This window comes from Enterobacter sp. KB-280D8 (assembly GCF_041399405.1).
Classification (GTDB): Bacteria; Pseudomonadota; Gammaproteobacteria; order Enterobacterales; family Enterobacteriaceae; genus Enterobacter; species Enterobacter cloacae_N.
In genome coordinates this window covers 266,269-292,114 of sequence record NZ_JBGKEC010000003.1, presented here as the reverse complement: position 1 = coordinate 292,114, position 25,846 = coordinate 266,269, and the positions used below count along the sequence as shown (strand labels likewise).

Here is a 25,846-nt window from a genome sequence, read left to right as displayed (position 1 = left end):
CACCAAGGATGTGACGCTGCTTTATTTTTAAGGAACAAAAAGAAAAGAAGTCAATATCTTTTATTGAAATGTTGAGGGCATTAATAAATCGTATTTATCACGCCGCAATAATGAAAATTTCATATCGCTGCATTTTTTCGTGATCCTTTGCACACTTAGTTAATTAATTGCTGTTTGATTAACAAATTCTTCACATTGGCGCTTGACGAAACATTCATCGCTTTTATATTGACCGTATTAAATAAGAAACAGAGTTTCATATATGAAACAAAAGCCTGGAGGATCGTGATGAGCTGGATAGGCGTATGTGACGCAGAACAAGTACAGGAAGATTTCCCTTTTAGCGGTAGCGTCGACGGTAAAGAGATCGGCGTTTATTTGATTGACGGCGAGTATTACGCGCTGGAAGACGTATGTCCGCACGCTTATGCCCTCCTGAGCCAGGGCTTCGTCGAAGATGGAAAGGTGGAATGCCCGCTGCACGAGGCGGTCTTCGACGTTAAAACCGGCCAGTGCCTGCACGGCCCCGGCGGTCGCAACCTTAACCGCTACCCGGTTCGGGTCTATGAAAACCAAATCCAGATTACCTTCGTCGAGGAGACCGTGGCATGAGCAACACCCTGAACTACAACCCGGCGCTGCCGGAAAGCCGCCAGTTTACCCCGCCTGCAGAAGGCGGTAACGGCGCCATTCATAAGCCAGGCGATTACCAGAATCTCATCTGGCAAACCCGCAGCCGCGAGCCGGAAAACTGGGAGGTGAACCTCATTGCAACGCTGGAAGAGCTCTTTGAGCAGGGTGTTGAAACCTTACCGGAGCTGGTGAAAGGCCTGAACGCGGTGCGCATGCACGACCAGCAGGGCGAGCCGTGGAGCAACGCCAGTTTCCAGGCATTCTTACAGGTTAACGGCTACTGAGGACAACGCGATGACGACGACCGTACAACATTATCTCGATAAAGGCCTGCGCGGCCTCTGGTATCCGGTGCTGTCGAGCTGGGAAGTGCAGTCCGCGCCGGTGGGGATTACCCGCCTGGGCGAGCAGATTGTGGTCTGGCGTAACAAGGACGGCCAGGTCCAGGCGCTGGAAGACCGCTGTCCGCACCGCGGCGCGCGCCTGTCGATGGGCTGGAATCTCGGTGACCGCATCGCCTGCTGGTATCACGGCGTGGAAGTGGCGGGCAACGGCGAGGTGAAAGACGTGCCCGCCGTGGATAAATGTCCGCTGGTCGGTCAGCAGTGCGTGCGCAGCTATAACGTGCAGGAGGCGCACGGCGCCATCTTCCTGTGGTTTGGCGTCACCGCTGACCAGCAGCCGGACGAGCTGACCTTCCCGGATGAACTTGCCGATACGGAAAGCTTCAGCAACTTCCTCTGCACCGCCGCGTGGAAATGCAACTACCAGTACGCGCTGGAAAACGTGATGGACCCGATGCACGGCACCTATCTGCATTCGTCGTCGCACTCGATGGCTGAAGGGGATCGCAAGGCCGACATGGTGCTCCAGCCGACCAAAACCGGCTTCATTTTTGAGAAGAAAGGGCAGAGCGGCGTCAACTTCGACTGGGTAGAGCTGGGCAACAGCGGCACCTGCTGGATGCGCCTCTCTATTCCTTATAAGAAGCGCTTCGGACCGGGCGGCCACTTCTTTATCGTCGGCATGGTGGTGCCGGAGGATAACGACAACTGCCGTGTCTTCTTCTGGCGTATTCGCCGCGTGCAGGGCTGGCAGCGCGACATGTGGCGCTTTATGTACCGCAACCGTCTGGAAAAGCTGCACTGGGAAGTGCTGGAGCAGGACCGCGTGGTGCTGGAAAGCCTGGCGCCAAACGCCCGCGACCATGAGTACCTTTATCAGCACGACGTCGGCCTTTCGCGCCTGCGCCGCATGATGCAAAAAGCCGCGAAAGAGCAGCTGGCAATGCGCGAAGAACAGCAGGGAGCCGCCTGATGAACGGACTGCTGGGGGGAAAGCGCATCGTCGTGACCGGCGCCGCGCGCGGGCTGGGCTACCACTTTGCCAGAGCCTGCGCGGAGCAGGGCGCGTCGGTGGTGATGTGCGACATCCTCAAAGGCGAACTGGCCGAGAGCGCGCATACACTCCGCGAACAGGGCTATGCGATCGAGTCGCACGTCATCGATCTGGCCGATCCGCATTCTATTGAGCAGGTGTTCAGCGTCATTGGCGATCGCCGTCAGATTGATGGTCTGGTGAACAACGCGGCGATGGCGACCGGCGTGGGCGGTAAAAACATGCTTGATTACGACCCGGACCTGTGGGACCGCGTGATGAGCGTGAACGTCAAAGGCACCTGGCTGGTGACGCGCGCCGCCGTGCCGCTGCTGCGCGAAGGGGCGGCAATGGTGAACGTGGCGTCCGATACCGCGCTGTGGGGCGCCCCGCGCCTGATGGCCTACGTCGCCAGTAAGGGGGCGGTGATTGCCATGACCCGCTCGATGGCGCGCGAGCTGGGCGAAAAGCGCATTCGTATCAACGCTATCGCGCCGGGGCTGACCCGCGTCGAGGCAACCGAATATGTGCCCGTCGAGCGGCATCAGCTCTACGAAAACGGACGTGCACTCGCGGGCGCGCAGCAGCCGGAAGATGTGACCGGCAGCGTGGTCTGGCTGTTAAGCGATCTGTCGCGGTTTGTCACCGGGCAGCTGATCCCGGTCAACGGCGGCTTTGTCTTTAACTGAGGTATGGCGATGATGGCAAACGATCGGGAAGTGAAGTATCTGGTGCCGGGGCTGGAGCGCGGCTTGCAGCTGCTATTGGCCTTCGGCGAGCAGCATCGCGAACTGACCTTTGCCGAACTGCACCGGCTGGTGGATATGCCGAAGGCCACCGCCTACCGGGTAGTGCAGACCCTGGAGTACATGGGTTTTCTGGAGCGCAACGCGCGCACCAATACCTTTTCGCTCGGCATGAACGTGCTGCGCCTGGGCTTTGAGTACATCGCTTCGCTGGACGTGGCGCAGGTCGGCCAGCCGGTGATCGAGCAGCTGCGCGACGTCAGCCAGTGCAGCAGCCATCTGGCGATCCGCGACGGGCGCGACATTATCTACGTCGCCCGCGTCAGCGCCGCCGGGTCACGCATCAATCAGGTCAGCATTGGCACCCGTCTGCCGGTGCACTGCACCTCGCTCGGGCGCATGCTGCTGACCGATGTATCCCGTGCCGATTTTGAACAGTTGTTCCCGCACGAGCGTCTGCCGGGCAACACGCCGGGGCAGCTTCACGACCGCGAAGCTCTCTGGCAGATGGTGCAGCAGGATAAAGCCCGTGGGTACGTGATCGGTGAATCCTTCTTCCGCCACGGCATCTCCTCCATCGTCTACCCGGTGTATGACCGAAGCGGACGCGTGGCGGCGGTGGTCAGCATTCTGGTGCCGTCGGAGGAGATCCCGCAGACCGACCGCGAACGCCTGCAAAACGAGGTTCGCCTCGCGGCGGATAGAATTTCTGGCTTCTTAGGGTATCTGTCACAGGCCAGTTAAATCAGTGAGTTAACGCCAGGTGCTTGACTGCGTCGGGCATGGTTTACGCCCAATTTGGGCCAGATGAGGCAACGAACGATGAGTGTAACCGGAATTGAAAAGCTGGAATTTGGCGTGGAGGACCTGACGCACTGCGCCAAATTTATGCGTGATTTTGGCCTGACGGGCGATGCCAGCGGCCAGCGTTTTACTACCCTGAGCGGCGCACGCGTGGAGCTTAACCCGATCGACAGCCCAGACCTGCCGCCAGCGTTTGAGACGGGCAACACTCTGCGCCGCATGACCTGGGCGGTTGAGAGTCAGTCAGATCTTGACGCGCTGCGCCCGAAGCTGGCGCAGCAGCCCGGCTTTCGCGAGGTGGGCGACGCGCTGGAGTGCCTCGACCCGAACGGTATGACCCTGCGCGTGCAGGTCAGCCAGCAGACCGAGGTAGAGCTGAACGTCGAGCCGATTAACCAGTGGGGCGACGTCCGCCGCATCGACACCCCGAGCCCGGTTTACGATCGCGCCCAGCCCATCAACGTTGGGCACGTGGTGTTCTTCGTGGAAGAGCTGGCGGCGGTGGAAAAATTCTACCGCGAGGTGCTCGGCTTCCAGGTCTCTGACCGCTACATCAACCGGGCCGTGTTCCTGCGCTGCGGCGCGCGCGGCGGCCATCACAACCTGTTCCTGCTGCAACTGCCGAACCGCAGGCGCGGTCTCAACCACGTGGCCTTCACGGTACGTGATATTCATGAGGTGATCGGCGGCGGGATTGCGATGAATAAACACGACTGGAGCACCTTTATCGGGCCGGGCCGCCATCCGGTGTCGTCGGCCTATTTCTGGTACGTCAACAGCCCGACCGGCGGCGCGTTTGAGTATTACACCAACGACGACTACCTGACCGAAAACTGGCAGCCGCGCGAGCTGGAGCACTCGCTGGTCTCCTTTACCGAATGGGCGGTGGAAGGCGGGATTGACCACGACACGCGCCGCCAGCAGAAAAAGCCGGAGGCGGTATGACGTCGCGCATTGTCATTATTGGCGGCGGCCAGGCGGGCGGCTGGGCGGCGAAAACCCTGCGCGACGAGGGCTTCGACGGCGAGATTTGCGTGGTGGCAGAAGAGGAATGGGATTTCTACGAACGGCCGCCGCTGTCGAAGGCGTCTCTGCTGGAGCCGGACGCGGCGCTCCCGCGCCTGTTTACCGACGAGGTGCAGCAGGCGCTGAACCTGACCTGGTTCCGCCCGCTGCGTGCGGAGCAGATCGACCGAGCGGCGAAAACGGTGCGGTTAAGCAACGGCGAGTATCTTAGTTACAACATTCTTTTGATTGCCACCGGAGGGCGGGCGCGCCTGCCGGATGAGGCGTGGGCTTCCCATCCGCAGGTCTACACCCTGCGCCACTGGCAGGACGCGCAGCGCCTGAAGGGGCGTCTGGCGGAAAGTCAAACTCTGGCGATTGTCGGCGGCGGCTGGATCGGCCTGGAAATTGCCGCGTCCGCGCGCAAAAGCGGCGTGGCGGTCACCCTGTTCGAACAGCAGCCCGCGCTCTGCATGCGCTCGGTGAGCGGCGAGGTGTCGCAGCGCCTGGAAGCCCTCCATCGCGGGCAGGGTGTCGAGATACGTACCGGCTGCGGCGCGCTGGAGCTGGAGGACGATAGCGGCCTGCCGGTTATCCACTGCGATGGCCGGCGCGAAACCTTTGACGCGGTGGTGGTGGGGATTGGCGTCGATCTTAATCTGGAGCTGGCGCGCGATGCGGGGCTGCGCATCGAACGAGGGATCGTCGTCGATGCCCAGGGGCGAACGTCGGATCCGTTCATCTACGCTGCGGGCGATGTGGCTCAGCACCATCGCTTCGGCCTGTGCATCCAGTCCTGGGCCTTTGCCCAGAACCAGGCGGTGGCGACGGCGAGAGCAATGCTCAACCCCGATGCGCCGGGCTATGACGACGCGCCGTGGCTGTGGTCGGATCAATACCAGCACAACATTCAGATCCTCGGCATTCCGCAGGCGGGGAGCACAACGGTAGCGCGCGAAGATTCGCTTTACTTCTCGCTGGACGAGAGCGGGCGGCTGACGCAGCTGGTAGCGTTCAACGACGCGCGCACCGTCAAGCTGGCGAAGCGCTGGATGGCGGCGGGGCGGGATCTGTCCGACGTGCCGCTCGGCGACCCGACCTTTTCACTGATGTCACTGCGATAGCTAACCCGCACCCGTAGGGGGAGACATGACCACATTAGAGACCAACACCGCGCCCGTTGAGGCAAGCGGTGAGGGGACCCGCACGCCTGAAAAAACGGTGCGCTGGGCCATCCCGCTGTCGCTGCTGGCCTGCGTGCTGCTGGCGTTTTTCGACAAAATCAGCATCGCGGCGCTGTTTTCCGACGGCCATTTCCAGCAGGCGATGGGCATCGATTTCGACACCACGCGCCTCGGCATTCTGATGAGCGCCTTTCTGCTCAGCTACGGCTTTTCGTCGGTATTTTTAAGCGGCTTAGGCGACAAGATCGCGCCGCTGCGCCTGCTCACCGGAATGATGGTGGTGTGGTGCGTGCTGATGGTGGCGATGGGCTTTACCCATAACTACACGCTGATGATCGTTCTGCGCATTCTGCTGGGCGTGGCGGAAGGGCCGCTGTTCCCGCTGGCCTTCGCCATCGTGCGCCACAACTTCCCGCAGCATCTGCAGGCGCGCGCCACCATGCTGTGGCTGCTCGGCACGCCGGTGGGCGCGGCAATCGGTTTCCCGCTCTCCCTCTGGCTACTGAACACCTTCGGCTGGCAGAGCACGTTCTTCGTGATGGCGATGCTCACCGTGCCGGTGCTGATTTTCGTGCGCGTAGGTCTGCGCGGGATCCGTCTGGAAGCAAAACCCGGCACCTCGCAGGCGTCGCAGGACGAGCGCCGCGCCGCGCGCCGCGAGCTGTTTGTCAGCCCGCACTTCTGGATCATCTGCATCTTTAACATCGCCTTCCTGACCTACCTGTGGGGCATCAACGGCTGGCTGCCGGGCTACCTGATTAAGGGGAAAGGCATTCACCTGGAGCACGCGGGCTGGCTGTCGTCGATGCCGTTCATCGCCATGCTGGCGGGCGAGGTGATTGGCGCGTGGCTTTCGGACCGGGTCGATAAGCGCGCGGCGGCCTGCTTTATCTCGATGGCGGGAGCGGCGGTAGGCCTGGCGGCGGTGATGCACCTTGACACCCCGCTGACCATCATCGCGGCGATGAGCTTCAGCACCTTCATGTGGGGCACCGGTGCACCCAACATTTTCGCCCTGCTGGCGAAGGCCACCCATCCGCGGGTGAGCGCCACGGCGGGCGGCATTTTCAACGGGCTGGGAAACTTTGCGGGCGCACTGTCGCCGGCGGTGATGGGCGCGCTTATCGCCTTCACCCACAGCATGGATTCCGGGCTGATTTTTCTGGCGGTGATGGCGGCGGTGGGCTGCGTCCTGTTACTGCCGCTGCTGAGACGTTACTGAGGAGAGTGTCATGACTGATTCAACCGTAACCAAGACATCTGGCATCAAGCCTGACCACCTGACGATGGAAGAGTGGGTCGAGTCGCGCATCGCGCGCTTCGAAGGCCGCAAGTACGACTGGAACGCGCTGAAGTTCCAGGCCGATTTTGACCCGAAGTACCGCCGGGCGCAGATGCGCTACATCGGCACCGGCGCAACGGGCGTGGCGAACGACACCAACACCGTGCAGGCGGATCACTTTACCTTCTCCACCATGGTGCTGCCGTCGAAGTGCGAGGGGCCGCTGCACCTGCACGACGACGTGGAAGAGGTGTTCTTCATGCTTAAAGGGCAGATCACGCTGATGATCCAGGACGGCGACAACTACACCGAAACCGTGCTGCGCGAGCGCGATTTGATTTCCGTCCCGCCGGGGATCTATCGCGGGCTGTTTAACCACGGGGAAGAAGAGGCGCTGATGTGCGTCATGCTGGGAACCAACAAGCCGGAAATCCCGACCTATCCGGCCGACCATCCGCTCTCAAAAGTGAAGCGGAACTAAGGGGGCATGATGACGGGGTTTCGTGAACAGGGAAGCGGCATTCCGCTGATGCTGCTGCACGGCATCAGCTCCGGCGCGGCCTCCTGGCACAAGCAGATGACGCTGGAAGGCTTTCGCGTGTTGGCGTGGGACATGCCCGGCTATGGCGAAAGCCCGATGCTGGCGGTTGAGCGTGCGAACGCGGGGGATTACGCCGACGCGCTGGCGGCGATGCTCGACCGCGCGGGCGTCTGGCAGACGGTGCTGGTGGGCCATTCACTCGGCGCGCTGGTCGCCAGCGCCTTTGCGGCGAAGTATCCGCAGCGCGTGCTGCAACTGGTGCTGGCGGACGCCGCGCAGGGCTACGGCAATGCTGTCCCGGAGCAGCGGGAGCAGGTCTGGCGCAGCCGCGAGCAGCAGATGGCGCTCGGCGGTGAAATCCTCGCGCAGACCCGCGCCACGAAGCTGCTGCGCCCCGGCGCGCGCGCGGACGATATCGCCACCGTCGCGGCGGGCATGCGCGCGCTGCGTCCGGAAGGCTACCTTGCCGCCGCGTGGATGCTGGCGCACGACGACATTCATACCTGGCTCAAGCGGCACTCCGGCACGTTTGAAGTCTGGTGCGGCGAGCAGGACGCCATCACGCAGCCCGAGCTGGTACAGGGGCTGGCGCTGCGCTACCGCATGCCGTTTACCGCCATACCGCAAGCCGGGCACGCCAGCTATCTCGATAACGACGCGTTTTTTAACCAACAGCTTTTACGCATTAACGAAGAGGTGCGCGATGAATGCACACATTGACGGCCGCGTAGCGGTAGTCACCGGCGGTTCTTCCGGCATTGGCTTTGAAACGCTGCGCCTGCTGCTGGGCGAGGGAGCAAAAGTGGCCTTCTGCGGCCGCGACCCGGACCGGCTCGCCAGCGCCCACGCGACGCTGCAAAACGACTATCCCGACGGGGAGATTTTCTCTTACCGCTGCGACGTGCTGAACGCTGACGAGGTGCAGGCTTTCGCGGATGCCGTTCAGGCCCAATTTGGCGCGGCGGATATGCTGATCAACAACGCCGGGCAGGGCTACGTGGCGCATTTCCACGACACCCCGCGTGAGGCGTGGCTGCACGAGGCCGAACTGAAGCTGTTCGGGGTGATCAACCCGGTTCAGGCGTTTCAGCCTCTGCTGGAGCGGTCCGACATCGCCTCGATCACCTGCGTCAATTCCCTGCTGGCGTTGCAGCCGGAGGAGCACATGATTGCCACTTCCGCCGCCCGCGCCGCGCTGCTGAACATGACGCTCACTCTCTCAAAAGAGCTGGTGGGCAAAGGCATTCGCGTCAACTCCATTTTGCTTGGCATGGTGGAATCCGGGCAGTGGCAGCGCCGCTTCGAAAACCGGGCGGATAAAAGCCAGAGCTGGCCTGCCTGGACGGCGGATATCGCGCGCAAGCGCGGCATTCCGATGGCGCGCCTCGGCAAGCCGCACGAGCCCGCGCAAGCGCTGCTGTTTCTCGCTTCGCCGCTGGCTTCGTTTACTACCGGTGCCGCGCTGGACGTTTCCGGCGGCTTCTGCCGCCATCTGTAAGGACGCATCATGAAAAAGGTAATGTTAATTGGGTTTGGCGCCATGGCGCAGGCGGTAATTGAGCGTCTGCCCACCGGTGTGGCTATCGGCTGGATCGTGGCGCGTGAAGCCCACCACGCTGCCATTCGCGCGCAGTTTGGTGATGCGGTAACGGCGCTGACCTCGCCGGTGGACTGCGCGGAAACGCCCGACCTGGTGCTGGAGTGTGCCAGCCAGCAGGCGGTGGCGCAGTATGGCGAAGCGATTTTAAGTCGCGGCTGGCATCTGGCGGTGATCTCCACCGGTGCGCTGGCGGACAGCGTGCTGGAGCAGCGCCTGCACGCGGCGGGCGGCAGGCTGACGCTGCTCTCCGGCGCGGTTGCCGGTATTGACGGGCTGGCGGCGGCGAAAGAGGGCGGGCTTGAGCGCGTCACCTATCAGTCGCGCAAAAGCCCGGCCAGCTGGCGCGGCAGTTACGCCGAGCAGCTTATCGATCTTAACGCGGTCTCAGAGGCGAAGGTCTTCTTTGAAGGCAGCGCCCGCGAGGCGGCTCGCCTGTTCCCGGCGAACGCCAACGTGGCGGCAACCGTGGCGCTCGGCGGCGTGGGGATGGACGACACCCGCGTGCAGCTCATGGTCGACCCGGCAACGAAGCGTAATACCCACACGCTGCACGTCGAAGGATTGTTCGGCGAGTTCCATCTGGAGCTGAGCGGGCTGCCGCTGGCGTCCAATCCCAAAACCTCCACCCTTGCGGCACTGAGCGCGGTTCGCGCCTGCCGCGAGCTGTCCCTGAGCTGAGGAGCGACGATGGATGATCTGAAGATTTTTATCGGCGGCCAGTGGCGACGCGGCGGCGGTAACCCGATGCAGAGCCATTTCCCGGCTGACGGGTCGATCAATGCGACGCTGAATGCCGCAAGCCCCGACGATCTCGTGGAGGCGATAGAGGCCGGCGAGCGGGCGTGGCGCGATCCCGCGTGGCGCAACAGTCTGCCGCATATGCGTGCGAAGATCCTGCACAAGGTCGCCGATCTGATTGAATCCCGCGTGGATGCGCTGGCGCAGATGCAGAGCCGCGATAACGGCAAGCCGCTGGCGGAAGCGCGCGGGCTGGTGATGAGCGCGGCGGGAACGGCGCGCTACTTTGCCGCCGCCTGCGAGCTGCTGGAAGGCGAGCTTCCGACGCCGCGCCAGCCGGATTTGCTGACCCTGAGCCGCTACGAGCCGCTTGGCGTGGTGGCCGCCATCACGCCGTGGAATTCGCCGATTGCCAGCGAGATGCAGAAGATCGCGCCGGCGATTGCCGCGGGTAACGCAGCGATCCTCAAGCCCGCCGAAGCCACGCCGCTGATGGCGCTGGAGTTGGCGCGGATTTTTGAACAGGCCGGGCTGCCCGCCGGGCTGTTGAGCGTCCTGCCAGGAAAAGGCTCGGTGATTGGCGATGCGCTGGCGCGTCATCCAAAGGTGCGGAAAATTTCGTTTACCGGCGGCACCACTACGGGCCGTCATCTGGCGCACGTGGCGGCGGAAAAGCTGATCCCGGCCTCGCTGGAGCTGGGTGGAAAATCCCCGACCATCGTGCTGGAGGATGCCGACGTTGAGCAGGCCGCGCGCGGGATCTGCTACGGCATTTTCAGCTCGGCAGGGCAGGCGTGCATCGCCGGGTCGCGCCTGTTTATTCACGAAAGCATCTACGCGCCGCTGATGGCGCGGCTACTGGAATTAACTCGCGGGCTGCGCGTGGGGCACCCCTTCACCGACGGCGTCCACGTTGGGCCGCTGATCAATGAGAAACATCGCCAGAGCGTGCAGGAATACGTCGAGCTGGCTAAGCGCGAGGGGGGCCGCGTGCTGTGCGGCGGGGAGATCCCGGCGGATCCTGACCTGGCAAACGGCAGCTTCTTCCTGCCGACCATTATCGAAGGGTTGACGAATAGCGCCCGCGCTTGCCAGGAAGAGATCTTCGGCCCGGTGCTGGTGGCAATGCCGTTTCGCGATGAAGCCACGCTTATCCGCGAGGCGAACGACTCGGTTTATGGCCTGGCTGCGGGGATCTGGACCCGCGATACCGGGCGCGCCCTGCGGTTAAGCGAACAGCTGGAAGCGGGCACCGTGTGGATCAATACCTACAAAGTTTTTGCGATTTCGACCCCGTTCGGGGGCTTCAAAGAGAGCGGTCTGGGCCGCGAAAAGGGCATTCAGGGCCTTAAAGCCTGGATGCAGCAAAAGAGCATTTATCTGGCGACGGGTAATAGCGTCAACCACTGGTGCGACTGAGAAAGGGTGAGCAATGAGTGAAATGATAACCGTCGGCGTCGCCATCGCCAGAACGCTGGAGCAGTATCAGGTTGAGGCCATCTACGGCGTCATCTCCATTCACAACCTGCCGATCGCGGACGCGGTGGGGCAGCGTGGCAACATTCGCTTCGTGCCAGCGCGCGGCGAGGCGGGATCCGTCACCATGGCCGACGCCCACGGGCGTTTTTCCGGCCTCGGCGTGGCGCTGACCAGCACCGGCGCCGGGGCAGGCAACGCGGTCGGCGCGCTGGTAGAAGCCATGAACGCCTGCACGCCGCTGCTGCATTTAACCGGACAGGTGGAGAAAGCGTGGCTGGATGCCGACACCGGGTTTATCCACGAAACCCGCGACCAGCTGACCTTCCTGAAGGCCAGCTCAAAGCGGGCCTACCGCATCAGCAACGCCAACCAGGCGATAGCGATTCTGCATAAAGCGATTCAGGAGGCGCAGACGCCGCCGTGCGGGCCGGTTTCAGTGGAGATCCCGATTGATATTCAGGGGGCCCAAATTCCAATGTCGCTGGTGACCGCACCGGTGAAACCGGCTTCGGTTGCAGCCGTGGAGCCCGCGTCGGTCGATGCATTGTGGGCACAGCTCAGGCAGGCGAAACGGCCGCTGCTGTGGCTGGGCGGCGGGGCGCTGGGAAGCGCTGAAGCCGTGAAAACGCTGGCGGATGCGGGCGTGACGGTGATTTCCAGCACCCACGCGCGCGGCGTGCTGCCGGACAGCCATCGCGCCAGCCTGCGGGCGTTCCATAATTCTCCGTCGGTGGAGGCGATTATCGCGCAGTGTGACTTTACGCTGATCGCCGGTTCACGCCTGCGCAGCAACGAAACCCGCTCCTGGACGCTGGCGCTGCCCTCTCCGCGCGTGCAGATTGATATCGATCCGGCGGCAGCGAGCCGCAATTACCTGATGGATAACACGCTGATAGCCGACTGCTCCACGCTGCTTCGCGCGCTGGCCGACAAAGCCCAGGGCCGGGAGTGGGGCGACGCGCAGTGGGATACGCAGGTGCAGCAGGCGGTTGCCAAAGCAGAGCAGGGGCTGCGCGAACAGTGCGGCGCCTACGCGAAGCTTAACGACGCCATTGAGAAAGCCCTGCCGCAGGACGGCCTGCTGGTGCGCGATATCACCGTTTCCGGCAGCCTGTGGGGCAGTCGTCTGTTCCGCGCTAACGGTCCGCTGATGAATATCCACTCGCTGGCTGGCGCAATTGGTATGGGACTACCGATGGCCATCGGTACCGCGATTGCTAACCCGCAACGTAAGGTGGTGGGGCTGGTGGGCGACGGTGGCCTGAGCCTGAATTTAGGCGAGCTGGCGACGCTGGCGCAGGAGAAAGCCAACGTGATGCTGCTGATCATGAACGACGGCGGCTACGGCGTGATGCGCGGCATCCAGGATAAGTATTTCGGCGGGCGTCAGTATTATAACGAACTGCATACGCCGAACTTTACCCTGCTGGCACAGGCAATTGGCTTGCAGGCGTGGAGCGTTGAGCGGGCAGAGGATTTTGATGCGGTAATGACGGAGGCGCTTGCGATGCCGGGGCCGTCGGTGGTGGAAGTGCGGATGGGACAGATTGGCGCGCTGAAGTTTGCCGGGCCGCCGCAGAAGACGCTTTACTGATATGCGAGATTTCCCCTCATCCCAGCCCTCTCCCCAAGGGGAGAGGGTTAGGGGGTAAATCAGAACACGTTAAACGGGTATTCCACGTAGGCGCGGATCTCATCCCCGCCCACGTTGTACTCGCTGGCGTTGCTGGAGACGCGCAGTACGGAGTAGCGCAGGCGCAGCGTCAGGTCTTTCGCCGGGCCGTCCTGCACCTTGTACTGGATCTGGTTAAACCACTCGTGCTCTTTGCCGTTGCTGGTTTCAGAAGTTTTGATGTTATCGCCGCGCACGTAGGCGGTGGTCCAGCTCAGGCCCGGCAGGCCAAGGCCGCCAAAGTCCAGGCCGTACGACGCTTGCCATGAGCGCTCGTCTTCACCGTTGAAATCAGACCAGTAGGAGTTCGCCAGCCAGATGGTATTGCCACCGTCACCCACGCCGCCCTTGTCGCGATAGCCGCCGTAGTTGTAGCCGGTGCTGCCGCTGCTCTGCTGGTACGCCACTTTGAACGTATGAATATCCCAGATGTAGCTCGCCGCCAGGCTCCAGATGGTGTTGCTGCGGCCGGTGTCGAGGCTGTCAGCGTAACCCTGATCAAGACGCGAGTTATAGCCGTTAAAGTCGAGTACCAGCTGCTGCCCGGTGCTGAATGGCTGTTTGAAATTCAGGCCCAGATACTGTTTGTTCATCACCTCTTCGTTATGAGAGGCGTACAGCGCACCGCTGAACTGGTCGTTGAACTGGTAGCTTGCGCCCCCGAAGGTCAGGCTTTTCAGGCCGCTGTCGTGGCGGTCGTCGCTTTTACGCTGCTCGTCGGTGAAATAACCGGCGTTCACTTCCAGCCCATCGATCTCTTTCGAGGTCAGCATGGCACCGGTGTAGCTTTCAAACAGCAGGCGGGAGTTATCGGCGTTAACGATAGGTAGTTCAGGGCGCTGGTTACCGTAGCTCAGCACGGTATTTGAGATGCGCATTTTGGCGGTTGCGCCAAATTTCGCTAGATCGGATTTGGCCCTCCCATCGTCTTCCTGTTTAAAGAAGTCGATACCGCCTGCGCCGCTCTTGCCGCGACCGCCATCCAGGCGCACGCCGTACTGTGCGATGCCGTCCACGCCAAAGCCCACCAGCCCTTCGGTATATCCGGATTCAAAGGTGGCGATGATACCCTGACCCCATTCGGCTTTATCCTGCTGGCCCTGATGGTAATCACGGCTGATATACGCATTGCGTAAAAACAGGTCTAAATGGCTGTCGTCGATAAAACCCATGCTGTCAGATTGCTGGCTTGCAGCGGCAGGTAATGCGGCGAATAAACTTAAAGCAATTAACGATAATTCTTTTTTCACGGAGGGAACGTCTCTGTCTTAATATATTAAATTGAATTACTGCGCGCTTGATAATTACCGGAAAGGTTAACGATTGCAATAAATATGTGACCAGACGTTTCAGCAGGAAAGGGCAGATTTGACGGGGCTTTCAGAGGTGTTACCGATACGTGCGCTTTAGTTAGTAATTCATGCGAAATAAAAAGGAGGCAAAATTGCCTCCTTTCAATATTATTTAATTCCGTCAGCGGCCATACGGTCGCGAATATGCTGCGCGCGCGCTTCTGAGGCCGGGTGATCGTCAAACATGGAGCTCTGGCGACCCGCTTCCAGCTTGGCCAGCTTTTCGAAGCTGGTGGCTAAACCAGATGGATTAATCCCGCGTTTGCGCAACAGATCGTAGGAGTAGTCATCCGCTTCGGACTCCTGACGCTGTGAGAACTGGGAGTTAACCAGCTTTTCGCCTACGTCACCAAGCTGCGACTGGGACAGGCTGCCAACGATACCGCCCGCAGAGGCCGCCGCCGCGCGGATGGCATTGGTGCCTAAGGCAACCTGCATCCCTTTCTTGACGTGGCCGAGCGCAACGTGGCCCATTTCGTGGCCGATCACCGCTTCGACTTCGTTGTCGGTCATCATGTCCATCAGGCCGCTGTAGACGCGGATGCAGCCGTTCGCCATCGCGAAGGCGTTCACGTCTTTCGCCATGTAAACCTTGTAGTTCACCGGCTGGCCGTTGATGTTATCGCCGAGCGCGGAAGCAATCTTATTCAGACGCTGTGTGTAGGTACTGTCAGCCGGCGCAAGCGTGGCTTTTCCGTCCATATCTTTACAGGCCTGATCGCTCAGCGCTTTAACCTGCGCGTCACTCAGGGAGTAGGCCTGAAAGGCTTCTGCACCTGAGGTCATCAGACCGTTAGAGTCCATATTCTGACAGCCGCTCAGCATGAGCGTTGTACCCAGGGCCAGCACTATTGCACGCATTTTCATGAAGTTGCTTCCGTACTCGTTAATCTGAATAAAATCCGAAAAGTGCACCAGCAACGAAGCCGGGGCGGGATAAGTATAAGGAATATCTACAGGCGCGGGCGAGCAGATTGCGCAACATGCGAGCATGATCCAGAGATTTCTTAAGCTGCAAAAGAATGGTCCATGTACATGCCCTGCGGCTTGGGTTACATTGTTGGCACTTTTTTCCGGCGTAGCCCAAAACGCGCTGTCGTCAAGGGCATGGCCTTTAACAGTCCGATCTGGAGTTAAAATGTCCTCACGTAAAGAGCTTGCTAATGCTATTCGTGCGCTGAGCATGGACGCAGTACAGAAAGCCAAGTCCGGCCACCCGGGTGCCCCTATGGGTATGGCTGATATCGCCGAAGTCCTGTGGCGTGATTTCCTTAACCACAACCCGCAGAACCCGGCATGGGCTGACCGCGACCGTTTCGTGCTGTCTAACGGCCACGGCTCTATGCTGATCTACAGCCTGCTGCACCTCACCGGCTACGATCTGCCTATCGAAGAGCTGAAAAACTTCCGTCAGCTGCACTCCAAAACTCCAGGTCACCCGGAAGTGGGCTACACCGCTGGTGTAGAAACCACCACCGGCCCGCTGGGTCAGGGTATTGCTAACGCTGTGGGTATGGCGATTGCTGAGAAGACCCTGGCGGCGCAGTTCAACCGTCCTGGTCATGACATCGTGGACCACTTCACCTACGCGTTCCTGGGCGACGGCTGCATGATGGAAGGCATTTCTCACGAAGTGTGCTCCCTGGCCGGTACCCTGAAGCTGGGTAAACTGGTTGCGTTCTATGACGACAACGGCATCTCCATCGACGGTCACGTTGAAGGCTGGTTCACTGACGACACTGCAGCACGTTTCGAAGCTTACGGCTGGCACGTTGTGCGTGGCGTTGATGGCCACGATGCTGACTCGATTAAACGTGCAGTAGAAGAAGCGCGCACAGTGACCGACAAACCGTCCCTGCTGATGTGCAAAACCATCATCGGCTTCGGTTCTCCGAACAAAGCGGGCACCCATGACTCCCACGGCGCACCGCTGGGTGACGCGGAAATCGCACTGACCCGTGAAGCGCTGGGCTGGAAATACCCTGCATTCGAAATCCCGTCTGAGATCTATGCCCAGTGGGATGCAAAAGAAGTGGGCCAGGCGAAAGAAGCGGCCTGGAACGAGAAGTTCGCTGCCTATGCGAAATCGTTCCCACAGGAAGCGGCTGAATTCACCCGTCGTATGAAAGGCGATATGCCGTCTGACTTCGACGCGAAAGCCAACGAATTCATCGCTAAGCTGCAGGCGAATCCGTCTAAAATCGCGAGCCGTAAAGCGTCTCAGAATGCGATTGAAGCGTTCGGTCCTCTGCTGCCTGAATTCCTCGGTGGCTCCGCTGACCTGGCGCCATCTAACCTGACCCTGTGGTCTGGTTCTAAGCCAATCAACGAAGATACTGCCGGTAACTACATCCATTACGGTGTACGTGAATTCGGTATGACCGCTATCGCGAACGGTATCTCCCTGCACGGTGGTTTCCTGCCGTACACCTCTACCTTCCTGATGTTCGTTGAATATGCACGTAACGCCGTGCGTATGGCCGCGCTGATGAAACAGCGTCAGGTGATGGTCTACACCCACGACTCCATCGGTCTGGGCGAAGATGGCCCAACTCACCAGCCGGTAGAGCAGGTGGCTTCTCTGCGCGTGACCCCGAACATGAGCACATGGCGTCCATGTGACCAGGTTGAATCCGCGGTGGCGTGGAAATACGGCGTTGAGCGTCAGGACGGTCCAACCGCGCTGATCCTCTCCCGTCAGAACCTGGCGCAGCAGGAACGCACGCCAGAGCAGCTGGCGAACATCGCGCGCGGTGGTTACGTGCTGAAAGATTGCGCGGGCCAGCCACAGCTGATCTTCATTGCCACCGGTTCTGAAGTTGAACTGGCTGTTGCAGCGTGGGAAAAACTGACTGCCGAAGGTGTGAAAGCGCGCGTGGTCTCCATGCCGTCTACCGACGCGTTCGACAAGCAGGATGCCACTTACCGTGAATCCGTTCTGCCTAAAGCGGTTTCCGCGCGTGTGGCAGTGGAAGCGGGTATCGCTGACTACTGGTTCAAATACGTGGGCCTGAACGGCGCTATCGTCGGTATGACCACCTTCGGTGAGTCTGCTCCGGCAGAACAGCTGTTCGAAGAGTTCGGCTTCACCGTTGAGAACGTTGTCGCTAAAGCGAAAGAGCTGCTGTAATCGCTTGTACGGTGCGGGCTGATGCCCTCACCCCGGCCCTCTCCCACGGGAGAGGGTGCAAACACTAAAAACGGTAACCTTTCGGTTACCGTTTTGCTTTTACCTCGGCGTAAATTATTCCACCAAAAATGTGACGCAAGTCATATAGCGCGCTTATTCATCTGGACAGACATTCCTTTTATTCCTCGATTCGCTTATTCTTGCTGAAGCGTTTCAGTCGATTAAATGTTCGACAATTGACCAATCAATCGCAGTTTGTGATAGCAAGGATTCCCCTTCGGGCGTAGCTGGATTACTCTTTCAGCCACCTCAAACTCAGGGATAGCTTTGCAGGAGATCTATGACCGTACGCGTAGCGATTAATGGCTTCGGTCGCATCGGGCGCAACGTGGTTCGTGCTTTATATGAATCCGGGCGTCGTGCGGAAATCACCGTGGTGGCAATCAACGAACTGGCGGATGCTGCGGGCATGGCGCATTTGTTGAAATATGACACCAGCCACGGCCGCTTTGCCTGGGATGTTCGCCAGGAAAGAGAGCAGCTGTTTGTCGGTGACGACGCGATTCGCGTACTGCATGAGAGCAGTATTGCAGGACTACCCTGGCGGGAACTGGGCGTGGATGTGGTGCTCGACTGCACCGGTGTTTACGGTAACCGCGAACACGGCGAAGCGCATCTGGCCGCTGGCGCAAAAAAAGTCCTGTTTTCTCATCCCGGTAGTAACGATCTCGACGCGACCGTCGTGTTTGGCGTCAACCAGCATGAGCTGAAGGCTGAACACCTCATCGTTTCCAACGCCTCCTGCACCACCAACTGCATTATTCCGGTCATCAAACTGTTAGACGATGCGTACGGCATTGAATCCGGCACCGTGACCACGATTCACTCCGCCATGCACGATCAGCAGGTTATCGACGCTTACCATCCGGATTTACGACGCACGCGCGCGGCGAGCCAGTCAATCATTCCGGTGGACACAAAGCTGGCGGCAGGGATCACCCGAATTTTCCCGCAGTTTAATGACCGTTTTGAAGCGATTGCCGTGCGTGTCCCGACAATTAACGTGACGGCAATTGACCTCAGCGTGACGGTGAAAAAACCGGTAAAAGCCTGTGAAGTCAACCTGTTGCTGCAAAAAGCGGCACAGGGAGCATTTCATGGTATAGTTGACTATACGGAATTACCGTTGGTCTCAGTAGATTTTAACCACGACCCGCACAGCGCCATCGTCGATGGCACGCAGACGCGAGTCAGTGGCGCACACCTTATCAAGACGCTGGTCTGGTGTGATAACGAATGGGGCTTTGCTAACCGGATGCTCGACACCACGTTAGCAATGGCCGCTCAAGGTTTCAGGTAAGACGCATCGTGCGTCTGCAAAACTTTAAGAATCAACGAGAGGATTCACCATGTCTGTAATTAAGATGACCGATCTGGATCTGGCTGGTAAACGCGTTTTCATCCGTGCCGATCTGAACGTACCGGTTAAAGATGGCAAAGTGACCAGCGACGCGCGTATCCGTGCATCTCTGCCAACCATCGAGCTGGCTCTGAAGCAGGGCGCTAAAGTGATGGTCACCTCCCACCTGGGCCGTCCAACCGAAGGCGAGTACAACGAAGAGTTCTCTCTGCTGCCAGTCGTTAATTACCTGAAAGACAAACTGTCCAACCCAGTTCGCCTGGTGAAAGATTATCTGGACGGCGTTGAAGTGGCTGCCGGTGAACTGGTGGTTCTGGAAAACGTTCGCTTCAACAAAGGCGAGAAGAAAGACGACGAAACCCTGTCCAAAAAATATGCTGCACTGTGCGACGTATTCGTGATGGATGCGTTCGGTACAGCTCACCGTGCGCAGGCGTCTACCCACGGTATCGGTAAATTCGCAGACGTAGCGTGCGCCGGTCCTCTGCTGGCCGATGAACTGGAAGCGCTGGGTAAAGCGCTGAAAGAGCCTGCTCGTCCAATGGTGGCTATCGTTGGTGGTTCTAAAGTTTCTACCAAACTGACCGTTCTGGATTCCCTTTCTAAAATCGCTGACCAGCTGATCGTCGGCGGTGGTATTGCGAACACCTTCGTTGCTGCTCAGGGCCACAACGTGGGTAAATCCCTGTACGAAGCAGACCTGGTTGACGAAGCCAAACGCCTGCTGGGTACCTGTGATATCCCGGTTCCAACTGACGTTCGTGTGGCGACCGAGTTCTCCGAAACCGCTACCGCGACCCTGAAATCTGTAAACGACATCAAAGATGAAGAGCAGATTCTGGACCTGGGCGACGTTTCTGCACAGAAACTGGCTGAAATCCTTAAAAACGCAAAAACTATCCTGTGGAACGGTCCTGTTGGCGTGTTCGAATTCCCGAACTTCCGCAAAGGTACCGAAATCGTTGCTAACGCTATCGCAGACAGCGAAGCGTTCTCTATCGCAGGCGGTGGTGACACCCTGGCAGCAATCGACCTGTTCGGTATCGCTGACAAAATCTCCTACATCTCCACTGGTGGCGGCGCATTCCTCGAATTCGTGGAAGGCAAAGTACTGCCAGCAGTAGCAATGCTCGAAGAGCGCGCTAAGAAGTAAGCCATTCAAGGGCAGGGAAACCTGCCCAATTTTCAGCGCGCTTCTAAGAGCTCGCACCTTTTCTAACGGCCGAAGATACAGGACTAAGCAACATGTCTAAAATTTTTGATTTCGTAAAACCTGGCGTTATCACTGGTGATGACGTACAGAAAGTGTTCCAGGTAGCTAAAGAAAACAACTTCGCTCTGCCAGCAGTTAACTGCGTAGGTACCGACTCCATCAACGCCGTACTGGAAACTGCTGCTAAAGTTAAAGCGCCAGTTATCGTTCAGTTCTCTAATGGTGGCGCTGCGTTCATCGCAGGTAAAGGCGTGAAAACTGACATTCCTCAGGGTGCTGCAATCCTGGGCGCTATCTCCGGTGCACATCACGTACACCAGATGGCTGAGCACTACGGTGTTCCGGTTATCCTGCACACTGACCACTGCGCGAAGAAACTGCTGCCGTGGATCGACGGTCTGCTGGACGCGGGTGAAAAACACTTCGCGGCAACCGGTAAGCCACTGTTCTCTTCTCACATGATCGACCTGTCTGAAGAGTCACTGCACGAAAACATCGAAATCTGCTCTAAATACCTGGCGCGCATGGCCAAAATGGACATGACCCTGGAAATTGAACTGGGTTGCACCGGCGGTGAAGAAGACGGCGTGGACAACAGCCACATGGACGCTTCTGCACTGTACACCCAGCCAGAAGACGTTGATTACGCTTACACCGAGCTGAGCAAAATCAGCCCACGCTTCACCATCGCAGCGTCCTTCGGCAACGTCCATGGCGTTTACAAACCAGGTAACGTGGTTCTGACTCCAACCATCCTGCGTGATTCTCAGGAATACGTTTCCAAAAAACACAACCTGCCGCACAACAGCCTGAACTTCGTCTTCCACGGCGGTTCCGGTTCTTCTGCTCAGGAAATCAAAGACTCCGTAAGCTACGGCGTAGTGAAAATGAACATCGATACCGACACCCAGTGGGCAACATGGGACGGTATCCTGCAGTACTACAAAACCAACGAAGCTTACCTGCAGGGCCAGCTGGGCAACCCGAAAGGCGAAGACCAGCCGAACAAGAAATACTACGATCCACGCGTATGGCTGCGCGCAGCGCAGACGTCCATGGTGACTCGTCTGGAGCAGGCTTTCAAAGAACTGAACGCGATCGACGTTCTGTAATTTGAGCTGCTAACAGCATCGGAAGGCCCGCAAATGCGGGCCTTTTTTTATGCATTTTCAACATGCTGCAACATCTGATTTTGTGATCTGTTTGGCAAAACATGCGCTTTTTGTTTACCCTTTACTGACCTGCCTGTCTCCATGGGGGATGGATTTAGTGTTTTGGTTTAACAAAAGGAAGAATAAATGGAACAACTCGATGTTGTAGACAGCATCAATCACGCCGGTAACTGGCTGGTGCGCAACCAGGCGCTGCTGCTGAGCTATGCCGTGAACATCGTTGCGGCAATTGCGATCATTATCGTCGGGATGATCGTGGCGCGTATCGTATCGAACGCGGTTAACCGCGTAATGCTGGCCCGTCACATTGACGCCACGGTGGCTGACTTCCTCTCCGCACTGGTGCGCTACGGCATTATCGCCTTTACGCTGATTGCGGCGCTGGGCCGTGTGGGCGTGCAGACCGCCTCCGTTATTGCCGTTCTCGGTGCCGCCGGTCTGGCTATTGGTCTGGCGCTGCAGGGCTCGCTTTCAAACCTGGCGGCAGGCGTGCTGCTGGTGACCTTCCGTCCGTTCCGCTCCGGCGAATACGTTGATCTGGGCGGCATTGCCGGCACCGTGCTGCAGGTGCAGATTTTCTCTACCACCCTGCGTACCGTCGACGGCCGTATCGTGGTGGTGCCGAACGGGAAAATCATCGCGGGCAATATCATTAACTTTTCCCGCGAGCCGGTGCGTCGTAACGAGCTCATCATCAGCGTGGCGTATGATTCAGATATCGATCAGGTGAAGTCGCTGATCGCGAACATCATCGCTTCTGACGACCGCATTCTGAAAGACAAAGAGCAGACGGTTCGCCTGAACGAACTGGGCGCGTCATCGATTAACTTCGTGGTGCGTATCTGGAGCAAAAGCAGCGATCTGCAAAATGTTTACTGGGACGTGCTGGAGCGCATTAAGCGCGACTTCGATGCCAACGGCATCAGCTTCCCGTACCCGCAGATGGACGTAAACGTCAAAAAAGTTAAAGAAGCGGAATAACTTCACCCGTAGGCCCGGTAAGCGCTAGTGACACCGGGCTTTATTTTTATAAGCGCCGCTAATCCCCAATTAATATTATCAATTTCCTCTAATGTGATTCGCGCAGTATAGTCGGCTTCCAGAACAACACTGTGAGAATTGCGTCATGTTATCCTATTACTTTCAAGGGCTTGCCTTAGGTGCGGCCATGATCCTCCCTCTCGGTCCGCAAAATGCGTTCGTCATGAATCAGGGCATCCGCCGCCAGTATCATCTGATGATTGCCCTGCTTTGCGCGGTGAGCGATCTGCTGCTGATTTGCGCCGGGATTTTCGGCGGCAGCGCGCTGCTGATGCAGTCCCCCTGGCTGCTGGCGCTGGTAACCTGGGGCGGCGTGGCGTTTCTGCTGTGGTACGGATTCGGCGCCCTGAAAACCGCCATGAGCAGCAATCTTGAGCTGGCGAGCGCCGAAGTGATGAAGCAGGGGCGCTGGAAGATCATTGTCACCATGCTGGCGGTCACCTGGCTTAACCCGCACGTTTACCTTGATACGTTCGTGGTGCTGGGTAGCCTGGGTGGGCAGCTGGACGTTGAGCCCAAACGCTGGTTTGCGCTCGGTACGGTCAGCGCCTCTTTCCTCTGGTTCTTCGGTCTTGCGATCCTGGCTGCGTGGCTAGCTCCGCGGCTGCGGACTGCCAAAGCGCAGCGCATCATTAACACGCTGGTCGGTCTGGTGATGTGGTTTATCGCTTTCCAGCTGGCGAAGGAGGGCATTCATCATGTACAGGGATTGCTCAACTAAGCGTTGTCTTATGGACAACTGAACAAGACCCGCTAAGCTTGCTGGCATGCGCCCTGTTGTTGGGGCACTCTTCGCAACATGGAGGAATGACAGTGAAGTTTAAAGTGATGGCCCTGGCGGCATTAGTGAGTTTCGGTGCGGTGTCGGTGCAGGCAAGTGAATTGCCGGATGGCCCGCACATCGTCACGTCAGGCACCGCAAGCGTGGACGCGGTACCGGATATTGCAACCCTGGCAATTGAGGTCAATGTCGCTGCGAAAGATGCGGCCTCCGCCAAGAAGCAGGCGGACGATCGTGTTGCGCAATATCTCTCTTTCCTCGAGCAGAACGGTGTAGGTAAAAAAGATATCAACTCCGCGAACCTGCGTACTCAACCTGATTACGACTACCAGAACGGCAAAAGCATCCTGAAAGGCTACCGCGCCGTGCGTGCTGTTGAAGTGACCGTGCGTCAGCTGGACAAGCTGAATTCACTGCTGGACGGCGCGCTGAAGGCTGGCCTGAACGAAATCCGTTCGGTGTCGCTGGGCGTTGCGCAACCGGAGAAATACAAAGACGAAGCGCGTAAAGCCGCGATTAATGATGCAATCCATCAGGCAGAGCAGCTGGCGTCCGGCTTTAAGAGCAAGCTCGGCCCGGTATACAGCGTGCGTTACCACGTCTCTAACTACCAGCCAAGCCCGATGGTGCGGATGATGAAGGCTGACGCTGCGCCGGTTTCTGCTCAGGAAACCTATGAGCAGCCAACCATTCAGTTCGACGATCAGGTGGATGTGGTGTTCCAGCTGGAGCCAACTCAAACTCAGCAAACTGAGGCGGCTAAGGCGCAGTAGTTTGCCCTCACCCTAACCCTCTCCCACAGGGAGAGGGAATTTAAGCGATTAATCCTGTCTCAACACCTTATGCCCAAACGCCAGCAGCGCGTCAGTAACGTTGCGCATCATGCGGCTTTCCGGCGCAAAACGGTGCCAGTAGAGCATCCGGCGCTGATACAGCCCCGGCGTTAGGTCAATCAGCTCACCGCTTTTCAACTCTTTCTCAATCTGCAGGTGCGGGATCATGCAGCAGGTCGTGCCCTGACGCGCAAGCTGCACAAAGGCTTCGGACGAGTTGACGATATGGCACGGTACGCTGCCCGGCGGCAGGTCAAAGTTTTGCTGCAAAAATGCCTGGTGCATATCGTCCAGATGGTCGAACGCCACGGCCGGCGCTTTCAGCAGCGCTGCGCGGGTGACGCCGTTCGGGAAGTAGCGCTCCGCAAAGGCTTTTGAACCCACGAACAGGTAGTCCAGCGCGCCCAGCTGATCGACAAGACAGCTTGGCAGCGCCTGCGGCTGAATACTGACTGCCCCCACCACTTCACCGCGACGCAGGCGCTCCTGGGTGCGGGTTTCATCTTCAACCTGGAGATTCAGGCGGATAGGGGAGTCGGCCAGGACCGGCGCAAGGGCAGGCAGCAGCCAGGTTGCCAGACTGTCGGCGTTGACCGCCAGCGAGAGCAGCAGCGGCGTGGAGCCCGTTTGTTCGTCACCCAGCCATTCGTCTTCCAGCAGCTCAACCTGACGCAGCAGGGCGAGAAGTTTTTGCCCTTGCTCCGTTGGGCGCGGCGGCACGGTACGCACCAGCAGCGGCTGCCCGAACATGTTTTCAAGCTGTTTGATACGCTGTGATACGGCGGACTGGGTGATACACAGCTTTTGCGCTGCGCGCTCAAAGCCACGTTCACGAATAACTGCATCAAGTGCCTGTAGTGTTCTGTAGTCCGGACGTTTCATTGCTCTGGCTGGCTCCTTAATTTTGCTTAATCTGCACTATGACACAATTTTCCCTTCCTGGCAGACGAAATCCATTCGACGTGTTCTATAATGCGCCCTGAGTTTTCTCACCACAGGCAAAACGATCATGACGCAGGATGAACTGAAAAAAGCAGTAGGATGGGCCGCTCTCCAGTACGTACAGCCAGGGACCATTGTCGGTGTTGGTACGGGGTCAACGGCGGCGCACTTTATCGATGCACTGGGCACGATGAAGGGGCAGATCGAGGGCGCGGTTTCCAGCTCCGATGCGTCCACGGAAAAGCTGAAAAGCCTCGGCATTACCGTTTTCGATCTCAACGAAGTGGATCGTCTGGGCATTTACGTTGATGGTGCGGATGAAATCAACGGCCATATGCAGATGATCAAAGGCGGCGGCGCGGCGCTGACCCGTGAAAAGATCATCGCCTCGGTTGCGGACAAGTTCATCTGCATCGCGGATGCCTCCAAGCAGGTCGACATTCTGGGTAATTTTCCGCTGCCGGTCGAAGTGATCCCGATGGCGCGCAGTGCGGTTGCCCGTCAGCTGGTGAAGCTGGGTGGCCGTCCGGAATACCGTCAGGGCGTGGTCACCGACAACGGTAACGTCATCCTCGACGTTCACGGCCTGGAAATTCTCGACGCGATTGCCCTGGAAAACGCCATCAACGGCATTCCAGGCGTTGTTACCGTAGGGTTATTTGCCAACCGCGGCGCGGACGTGGCACTGATAGGTACGGCCGACGGCGTCAAAACCATCGTAAAATGATCTGACGGGGGGAGTGCTCCCCCCGCTAAAAAATTTTTGAAAAGCTAAATTTGGTGACTTGTGTCACGCTTTTCCGCCTCTTTTGCCGATCCTGCCACGTTTGTAAATTTCCTCAGCATTTTACTCTGTCATTTTGCCCTGTATGACTTTTCTTCAGAGTGCCGACGCAAACGT

At 58.8% G+C, this 25,846-nt stretch carries 25 protein-coding genes; 22 read left to right on the top strand and 3 right to left on the bottom strand.

What is annotated here, in order from left to right; translation table 11 throughout:
• Nucleotides 1–288 precede the first annotated feature (288 nt).
• From AB8818_RS11410 to AB8818_RS11345, 14 genes are all read left to right on the top strand, one after another.
• A complete protein-coding gene (locus AB8818_RS11410) occupies nt 289–612 on the top strand; it encodes a non-heme iron oxygenase ferredoxin subunit (protein ID WP_116341948.1) in 324 nt (107 codons plus the stop codon).
• Entirely contained in the window at nt 609–917 is a 309-nt protein-coding gene (locus AB8818_RS11405; RefSeq protein WP_192982632.1) for a recombinase-like helix-turn-helix domain-containing protein, read from the top strand. Before AB8818_RS11410 ends, AB8818_RS11405 begins: the two co-directional genes overlap by 4 nt.
• Nucleotides 918–927: 10 nt before the next feature.
• Nucleotides 928–1,950 carry an aromatic ring-hydroxylating dioxygenase subunit alpha gene (locus AB8818_RS11400; RefSeq protein ID WP_192982630.1) on the top strand — a complete coding sequence of 341 codons (1,023 nt, stop codon included), beginning with the start codon at nt 928–930 and terminating at the stop codon, nt 1,948–1,950.
• Nucleotides 1,950–2,699 (top strand): SDR family oxidoreductase, encoded by a 750-nt coding sequence (locus tag AB8818_RS11395; RefSeq protein ID WP_192982628.1) that lies wholly within the window; start codon nt 1,950–1,952, stop codon nt 2,697–2,699. Before AB8818_RS11400 ends, AB8818_RS11395 begins: the two co-directional genes overlap by 1 nt.
• 12 nt (nt 2,700–2,711) lie before the next feature.
• Entirely contained in the window at nt 2,712–3,500 is a 789-nt protein-coding gene (locus AB8818_RS11390) for an IclR family transcriptional regulator (protein WP_192982845.1), read from the top strand.
• 78 nt (nt 3,501–3,578) lie between these two features.
• The gene (locus AB8818_RS11385) at nt 3,579–4,505 is read left to right on the top strand and encodes a VOC family protein (RefSeq protein ID WP_192982626.1); all 927 of its coding nucleotides are present in this window, start codon (nt 3,579–3,581) and stop codon (nt 4,503–4,505) included.
• Complete coding sequence (locus AB8818_RS11380; protein ID WP_192982624.1) at nt 4,502–5,689, top strand: NAD(P)/FAD-dependent oxidoreductase; 1,188 nt, start codon at nt 4,502–4,504, stop codon at nt 5,687–5,689. The genes AB8818_RS11385 and AB8818_RS11380 overlap by 4 nt, the downstream gene beginning before the upstream one ends.
• A 25-nt stretch (nt 5,690–5,714) precedes the next feature.
• Nucleotides 5,715–6,971: an MFS transporter gene (locus AB8818_RS11375; protein WP_192982622.1), complete on the top strand. Its 1,257-nt coding sequence runs from the start codon at nt 5,715–5,717 to the stop codon at nt 6,969–6,971.
• A gap of 10 nt (nt 6,972–6,981) precedes the next feature.
• The gene (locus tag AB8818_RS11370) at nt 6,982–7,512 is read left to right on the top strand and encodes a cupin domain-containing protein (RefSeq protein WP_116341934.1); all 531 of its coding nucleotides are present in this window, start codon (nt 6,982–6,984) and stop codon (nt 7,510–7,512) included.
• Nucleotides 7,513–7,521: 9 nt separating this feature from the next.
• Nucleotides 7,522–8,292, top strand: a complete 771-nt coding sequence (locus AB8818_RS11365) for an alpha/beta fold hydrolase (RefSeq protein WP_192982843.1) — start codon at nt 7,522–7,524, stop codon at nt 8,290–8,292.
• The gene (locus AB8818_RS11360; protein WP_116341930.1) at nt 8,276–9,070 is read left to right on the top strand and encodes an SDR family oxidoreductase; all 795 of its coding nucleotides are present in this window, start codon (nt 8,276–8,278) and stop codon (nt 9,068–9,070) included. The genes AB8818_RS11365 and AB8818_RS11360 overlap by 17 nt, the downstream gene beginning before the upstream one ends.
• Nucleotides 9,071–9,079: 9 nt before the next feature.
• Nucleotides 9,080–9,850, top strand: coding sequence for an aspartate dehydrogenase (locus AB8818_RS11355; RefSeq protein ID WP_116341928.1), 771 nt, complete (start codon nt 9,080–9,082; stop codon nt 9,848–9,850).
• Nucleotides 9,851–9,859: 9 nt separating this feature from the next.
• Nucleotides 9,860–11,329 carry an aldehyde dehydrogenase gene (locus AB8818_RS11350; RefSeq protein WP_192982620.1) on the top strand — a complete coding sequence of 490 codons (1,470 nt, stop codon included), beginning with the start codon at nt 9,860–9,862 and terminating at the stop codon, nt 11,327–11,329.
• A 13-nt stretch (nt 11,330–11,342) separates the two neighbouring features.
• Nucleotides 11,343–12,983 carry a thiamine pyrophosphate-binding protein gene (locus AB8818_RS11345; protein ID WP_192982617.1) on the top strand — a complete coding sequence of 547 codons (1,641 nt, stop codon included), beginning with the start codon at nt 11,343–11,345 and terminating at the stop codon, nt 12,981–12,983.
• 59 nt (nt 12,984–13,042) lie between these two features.
• Here the strand turns inward: AB8818_RS11345 and AB8818_RS11340 are convergent, their stop codons facing one another.
• A complete protein-coding gene (locus AB8818_RS11340; RefSeq protein WP_116341921.1) occupies nt 13,043–14,311 on the bottom strand; it encodes an OprD family outer membrane porin in 1,269 nt (422 codons plus the stop codon).
• 210 nt (nt 14,312–14,521) lie between these two features.
• Nucleotides 14,522–15,280 (bottom strand): M48 family metallopeptidase, encoded by a 759-nt coding sequence (locus AB8818_RS11335; RefSeq protein WP_116342269.1) that lies wholly within the window; start codon nt 15,278–15,280, stop codon nt 14,522–14,524.
• A 271-nt stretch (nt 15,281–15,551) separates the two neighbouring features.
• Between AB8818_RS11335 and tkt the strand changes: the two genes are divergently transcribed.
• The 7 genes from tkt (at nt 15,552) to AB8818_RS11300 (ending at nt 23,943) form a co-directional block, all read left to right on the top strand.
• Nucleotides 15,552–17,543, top strand: coding sequence for a transketolase (gene tkt, locus AB8818_RS11330; protein ID WP_192982615.1), 1,992 nt, complete (start codon nt 15,552–15,554; stop codon nt 17,541–17,543).
• Nucleotides 17,544–17,883: 340 nt separating this feature from the next.
• Nucleotides 17,884–18,903, top strand: a complete 1,020-nt coding sequence (gene epd / locus AB8818_RS11325; RefSeq protein ID WP_061097136.1) for an erythrose-4-phosphate dehydrogenase — start codon at nt 17,884–17,886, stop codon at nt 18,901–18,903.
• A gap of 49 nt (nt 18,904–18,952) precedes the next feature.
• Entirely contained in the window at nt 18,953–20,116 is a 1,164-nt protein-coding gene (gene pgk, locus AB8818_RS11320; RefSeq protein WP_023309116.1) for a phosphoglycerate kinase, read from the top strand.
• A gap of 92 nt (nt 20,117–20,208) precedes the next feature.
• Nucleotides 20,209–21,288, top strand: a complete 1,080-nt coding sequence (gene fbaA / locus AB8818_RS11315) for a class II fructose-bisphosphate aldolase (RefSeq protein ID WP_061097137.1) — start codon at nt 20,209–20,211, stop codon at nt 21,286–21,288.
• Between the two features lie 186 nt (nt 21,289–21,474).
• Nucleotides 21,475–22,329 carry a small-conductance mechanosensitive channel MscS gene (mscS, locus tag AB8818_RS11310; protein WP_116341917.1) on the top strand — a complete coding sequence of 285 codons (855 nt, stop codon included), beginning with the start codon at nt 21,475–21,477 and terminating at the stop codon, nt 22,327–22,329.
• Nucleotides 22,330–22,474: 145 nt separating this feature from the next.
• Nucleotides 22,475–23,110, top strand: a complete 636-nt coding sequence (gene argO / locus AB8818_RS11305) for an arginine exporter ArgO (protein WP_006811896.1) — start codon at nt 22,475–22,477, stop codon at nt 23,108–23,110.
• 92 nt (nt 23,111–23,202) lie between these two features.
• Nucleotides 23,203–23,943 carry an oxidative stress defense protein gene (locus tag AB8818_RS11300; RefSeq protein ID WP_116341915.1) on the top strand — a complete coding sequence of 247 codons (741 nt, stop codon included), beginning with the start codon at nt 23,203–23,205 and terminating at the stop codon, nt 23,941–23,943.
• 48 nt (nt 23,944–23,991) lie between these two features.
• Here the strand turns inward: AB8818_RS11300 and argP are convergent, their stop codons facing one another.
• A complete protein-coding gene (argP, locus tag AB8818_RS11295) occupies nt 23,992–24,885 on the bottom strand; it encodes a DNA-binding transcriptional regulator ArgP (RefSeq protein ID WP_003860089.1) in 894 nt (297 codons plus the stop codon).
• Nucleotides 24,886–25,012: 127 nt separating this feature from the next.
• On the opposite strand from argP, the gene rpiA reads away from it, so the two are divergent.
• Nucleotides 25,013–25,672 carry a ribose-5-phosphate isomerase RpiA gene (rpiA, locus tag AB8818_RS11290; protein ID WP_003860091.1) on the top strand — a complete coding sequence of 220 codons (660 nt, stop codon included), beginning with the start codon at nt 25,013–25,015 and terminating at the stop codon, nt 25,670–25,672.
• Nucleotides 25,673–25,846 lie beyond the last annotated feature (174 nt).

Coding starts and splice junctions, on each gene's coding strand:
- AB8818_RS11410 (WP_116341948.1), top strand. CDS start 289: ATGAGCTGGATAGGCGTATGTGACGCAGAACAAGTACAGGAAGATTTC.
- AB8818_RS11405 (WP_192982632.1), top strand. CDS start 609: ATGAGCAACACCCTGAACTACAACCCGGCGCTGCCGGAAAGCCGCCAG.
- AB8818_RS11400 (WP_192982630.1), top strand. CDS start 928: ATGACGACGACCGTACAACATTATCTCGATAAAGGCCTGCGCGGCCTC.
- AB8818_RS11395 (WP_192982628.1), top strand. CDS start 1,950: ATGAACGGACTGCTGGGGGGAAAGCGCATCGTCGTGACCGGCGCCGCG.
- AB8818_RS11390 (WP_192982845.1), top strand. CDS start 2,712: ATGGCAAACGATCGGGAAGTGAAGTATCTGGTGCCGGGGCTGGAGCGC.
- AB8818_RS11385 (WP_192982626.1), top strand. CDS start 3,579: ATGAGTGTAACCGGAATTGAAAAGCTGGAATTTGGCGTGGAGGACCTG.
- AB8818_RS11380 (WP_192982624.1), top strand. CDS start 4,502: ATGACGTCGCGCATTGTCATTATTGGCGGCGGCCAGGCGGGCGGCTGG.
- AB8818_RS11375 (WP_192982622.1), top strand. CDS start 5,715: ATGACCACATTAGAGACCAACACCGCGCCCGTTGAGGCAAGCGGTGAG.
- AB8818_RS11370 (WP_116341934.1), top strand. CDS start 6,982: ATGACTGATTCAACCGTAACCAAGACATCTGGCATCAAGCCTGACCAC.
- AB8818_RS11365 (WP_192982843.1), top strand. CDS start 7,522: ATGACGGGGTTTCGTGAACAGGGAAGCGGCATTCCGCTGATGCTGCTG.
- AB8818_RS11360 (WP_116341930.1), top strand. CDS start 8,276: ATGAATGCACACATTGACGGCCGCGTAGCGGTAGTCACCGGCGGTTCT.
- AB8818_RS11355 (WP_116341928.1), top strand. CDS start 9,080: ATGAAAAAGGTAATGTTAATTGGGTTTGGCGCCATGGCGCAGGCGGTA.
- AB8818_RS11350 (WP_192982620.1), top strand. CDS start 9,860: ATGGATGATCTGAAGATTTTTATCGGCGGCCAGTGGCGACGCGGCGGC.
- AB8818_RS11345 (WP_192982617.1), top strand. CDS start 11,343: ATGAGTGAAATGATAACCGTCGGCGTCGCCATCGCCAGAACGCTGGAG.
- AB8818_RS11335 (WP_116342269.1), bottom strand. CDS start 15,280: ATGAAAATGCGTGCAATAGTGCTGGCCCTGGGTACAACGCTCATGCTG.
- tkt (WP_192982615.1), top strand. CDS start 15,552: ATGTCCTCACGTAAAGAGCTTGCTAATGCTATTCGTGCGCTGAGCATG.
- epd (WP_061097136.1), top strand. CDS start 17,884: ATGACCGTACGCGTAGCGATTAATGGCTTCGGTCGCATCGGGCGCAAC.
- pgk (WP_023309116.1), top strand. CDS start 18,953: ATGTCTGTAATTAAGATGACCGATCTGGATCTGGCTGGTAAACGCGTT.
- fbaA (WP_061097137.1), top strand. CDS start 20,209: ATGTCTAAAATTTTTGATTTCGTAAAACCTGGCGTTATCACTGGTGAT.
- mscS (WP_116341917.1), top strand. CDS start 21,475: ATGGAACAACTCGATGTTGTAGACAGCATCAATCACGCCGGTAACTGG.
- argO (WP_006811896.1), top strand. CDS start 22,475: ATGTTATCCTATTACTTTCAAGGGCTTGCCTTAGGTGCGGCCATGATC.
- argP (WP_003860089.1), bottom strand. CDS start 24,885: ATGAAACGTCCGGACTACAGAACACTACAGGCACTTGATGCAGTTATT.
- rpiA (WP_003860091.1), top strand. CDS start 25,013: ATGACGCAGGATGAACTGAAAAAAGCAGTAGGATGGGCCGCTCTCCAG.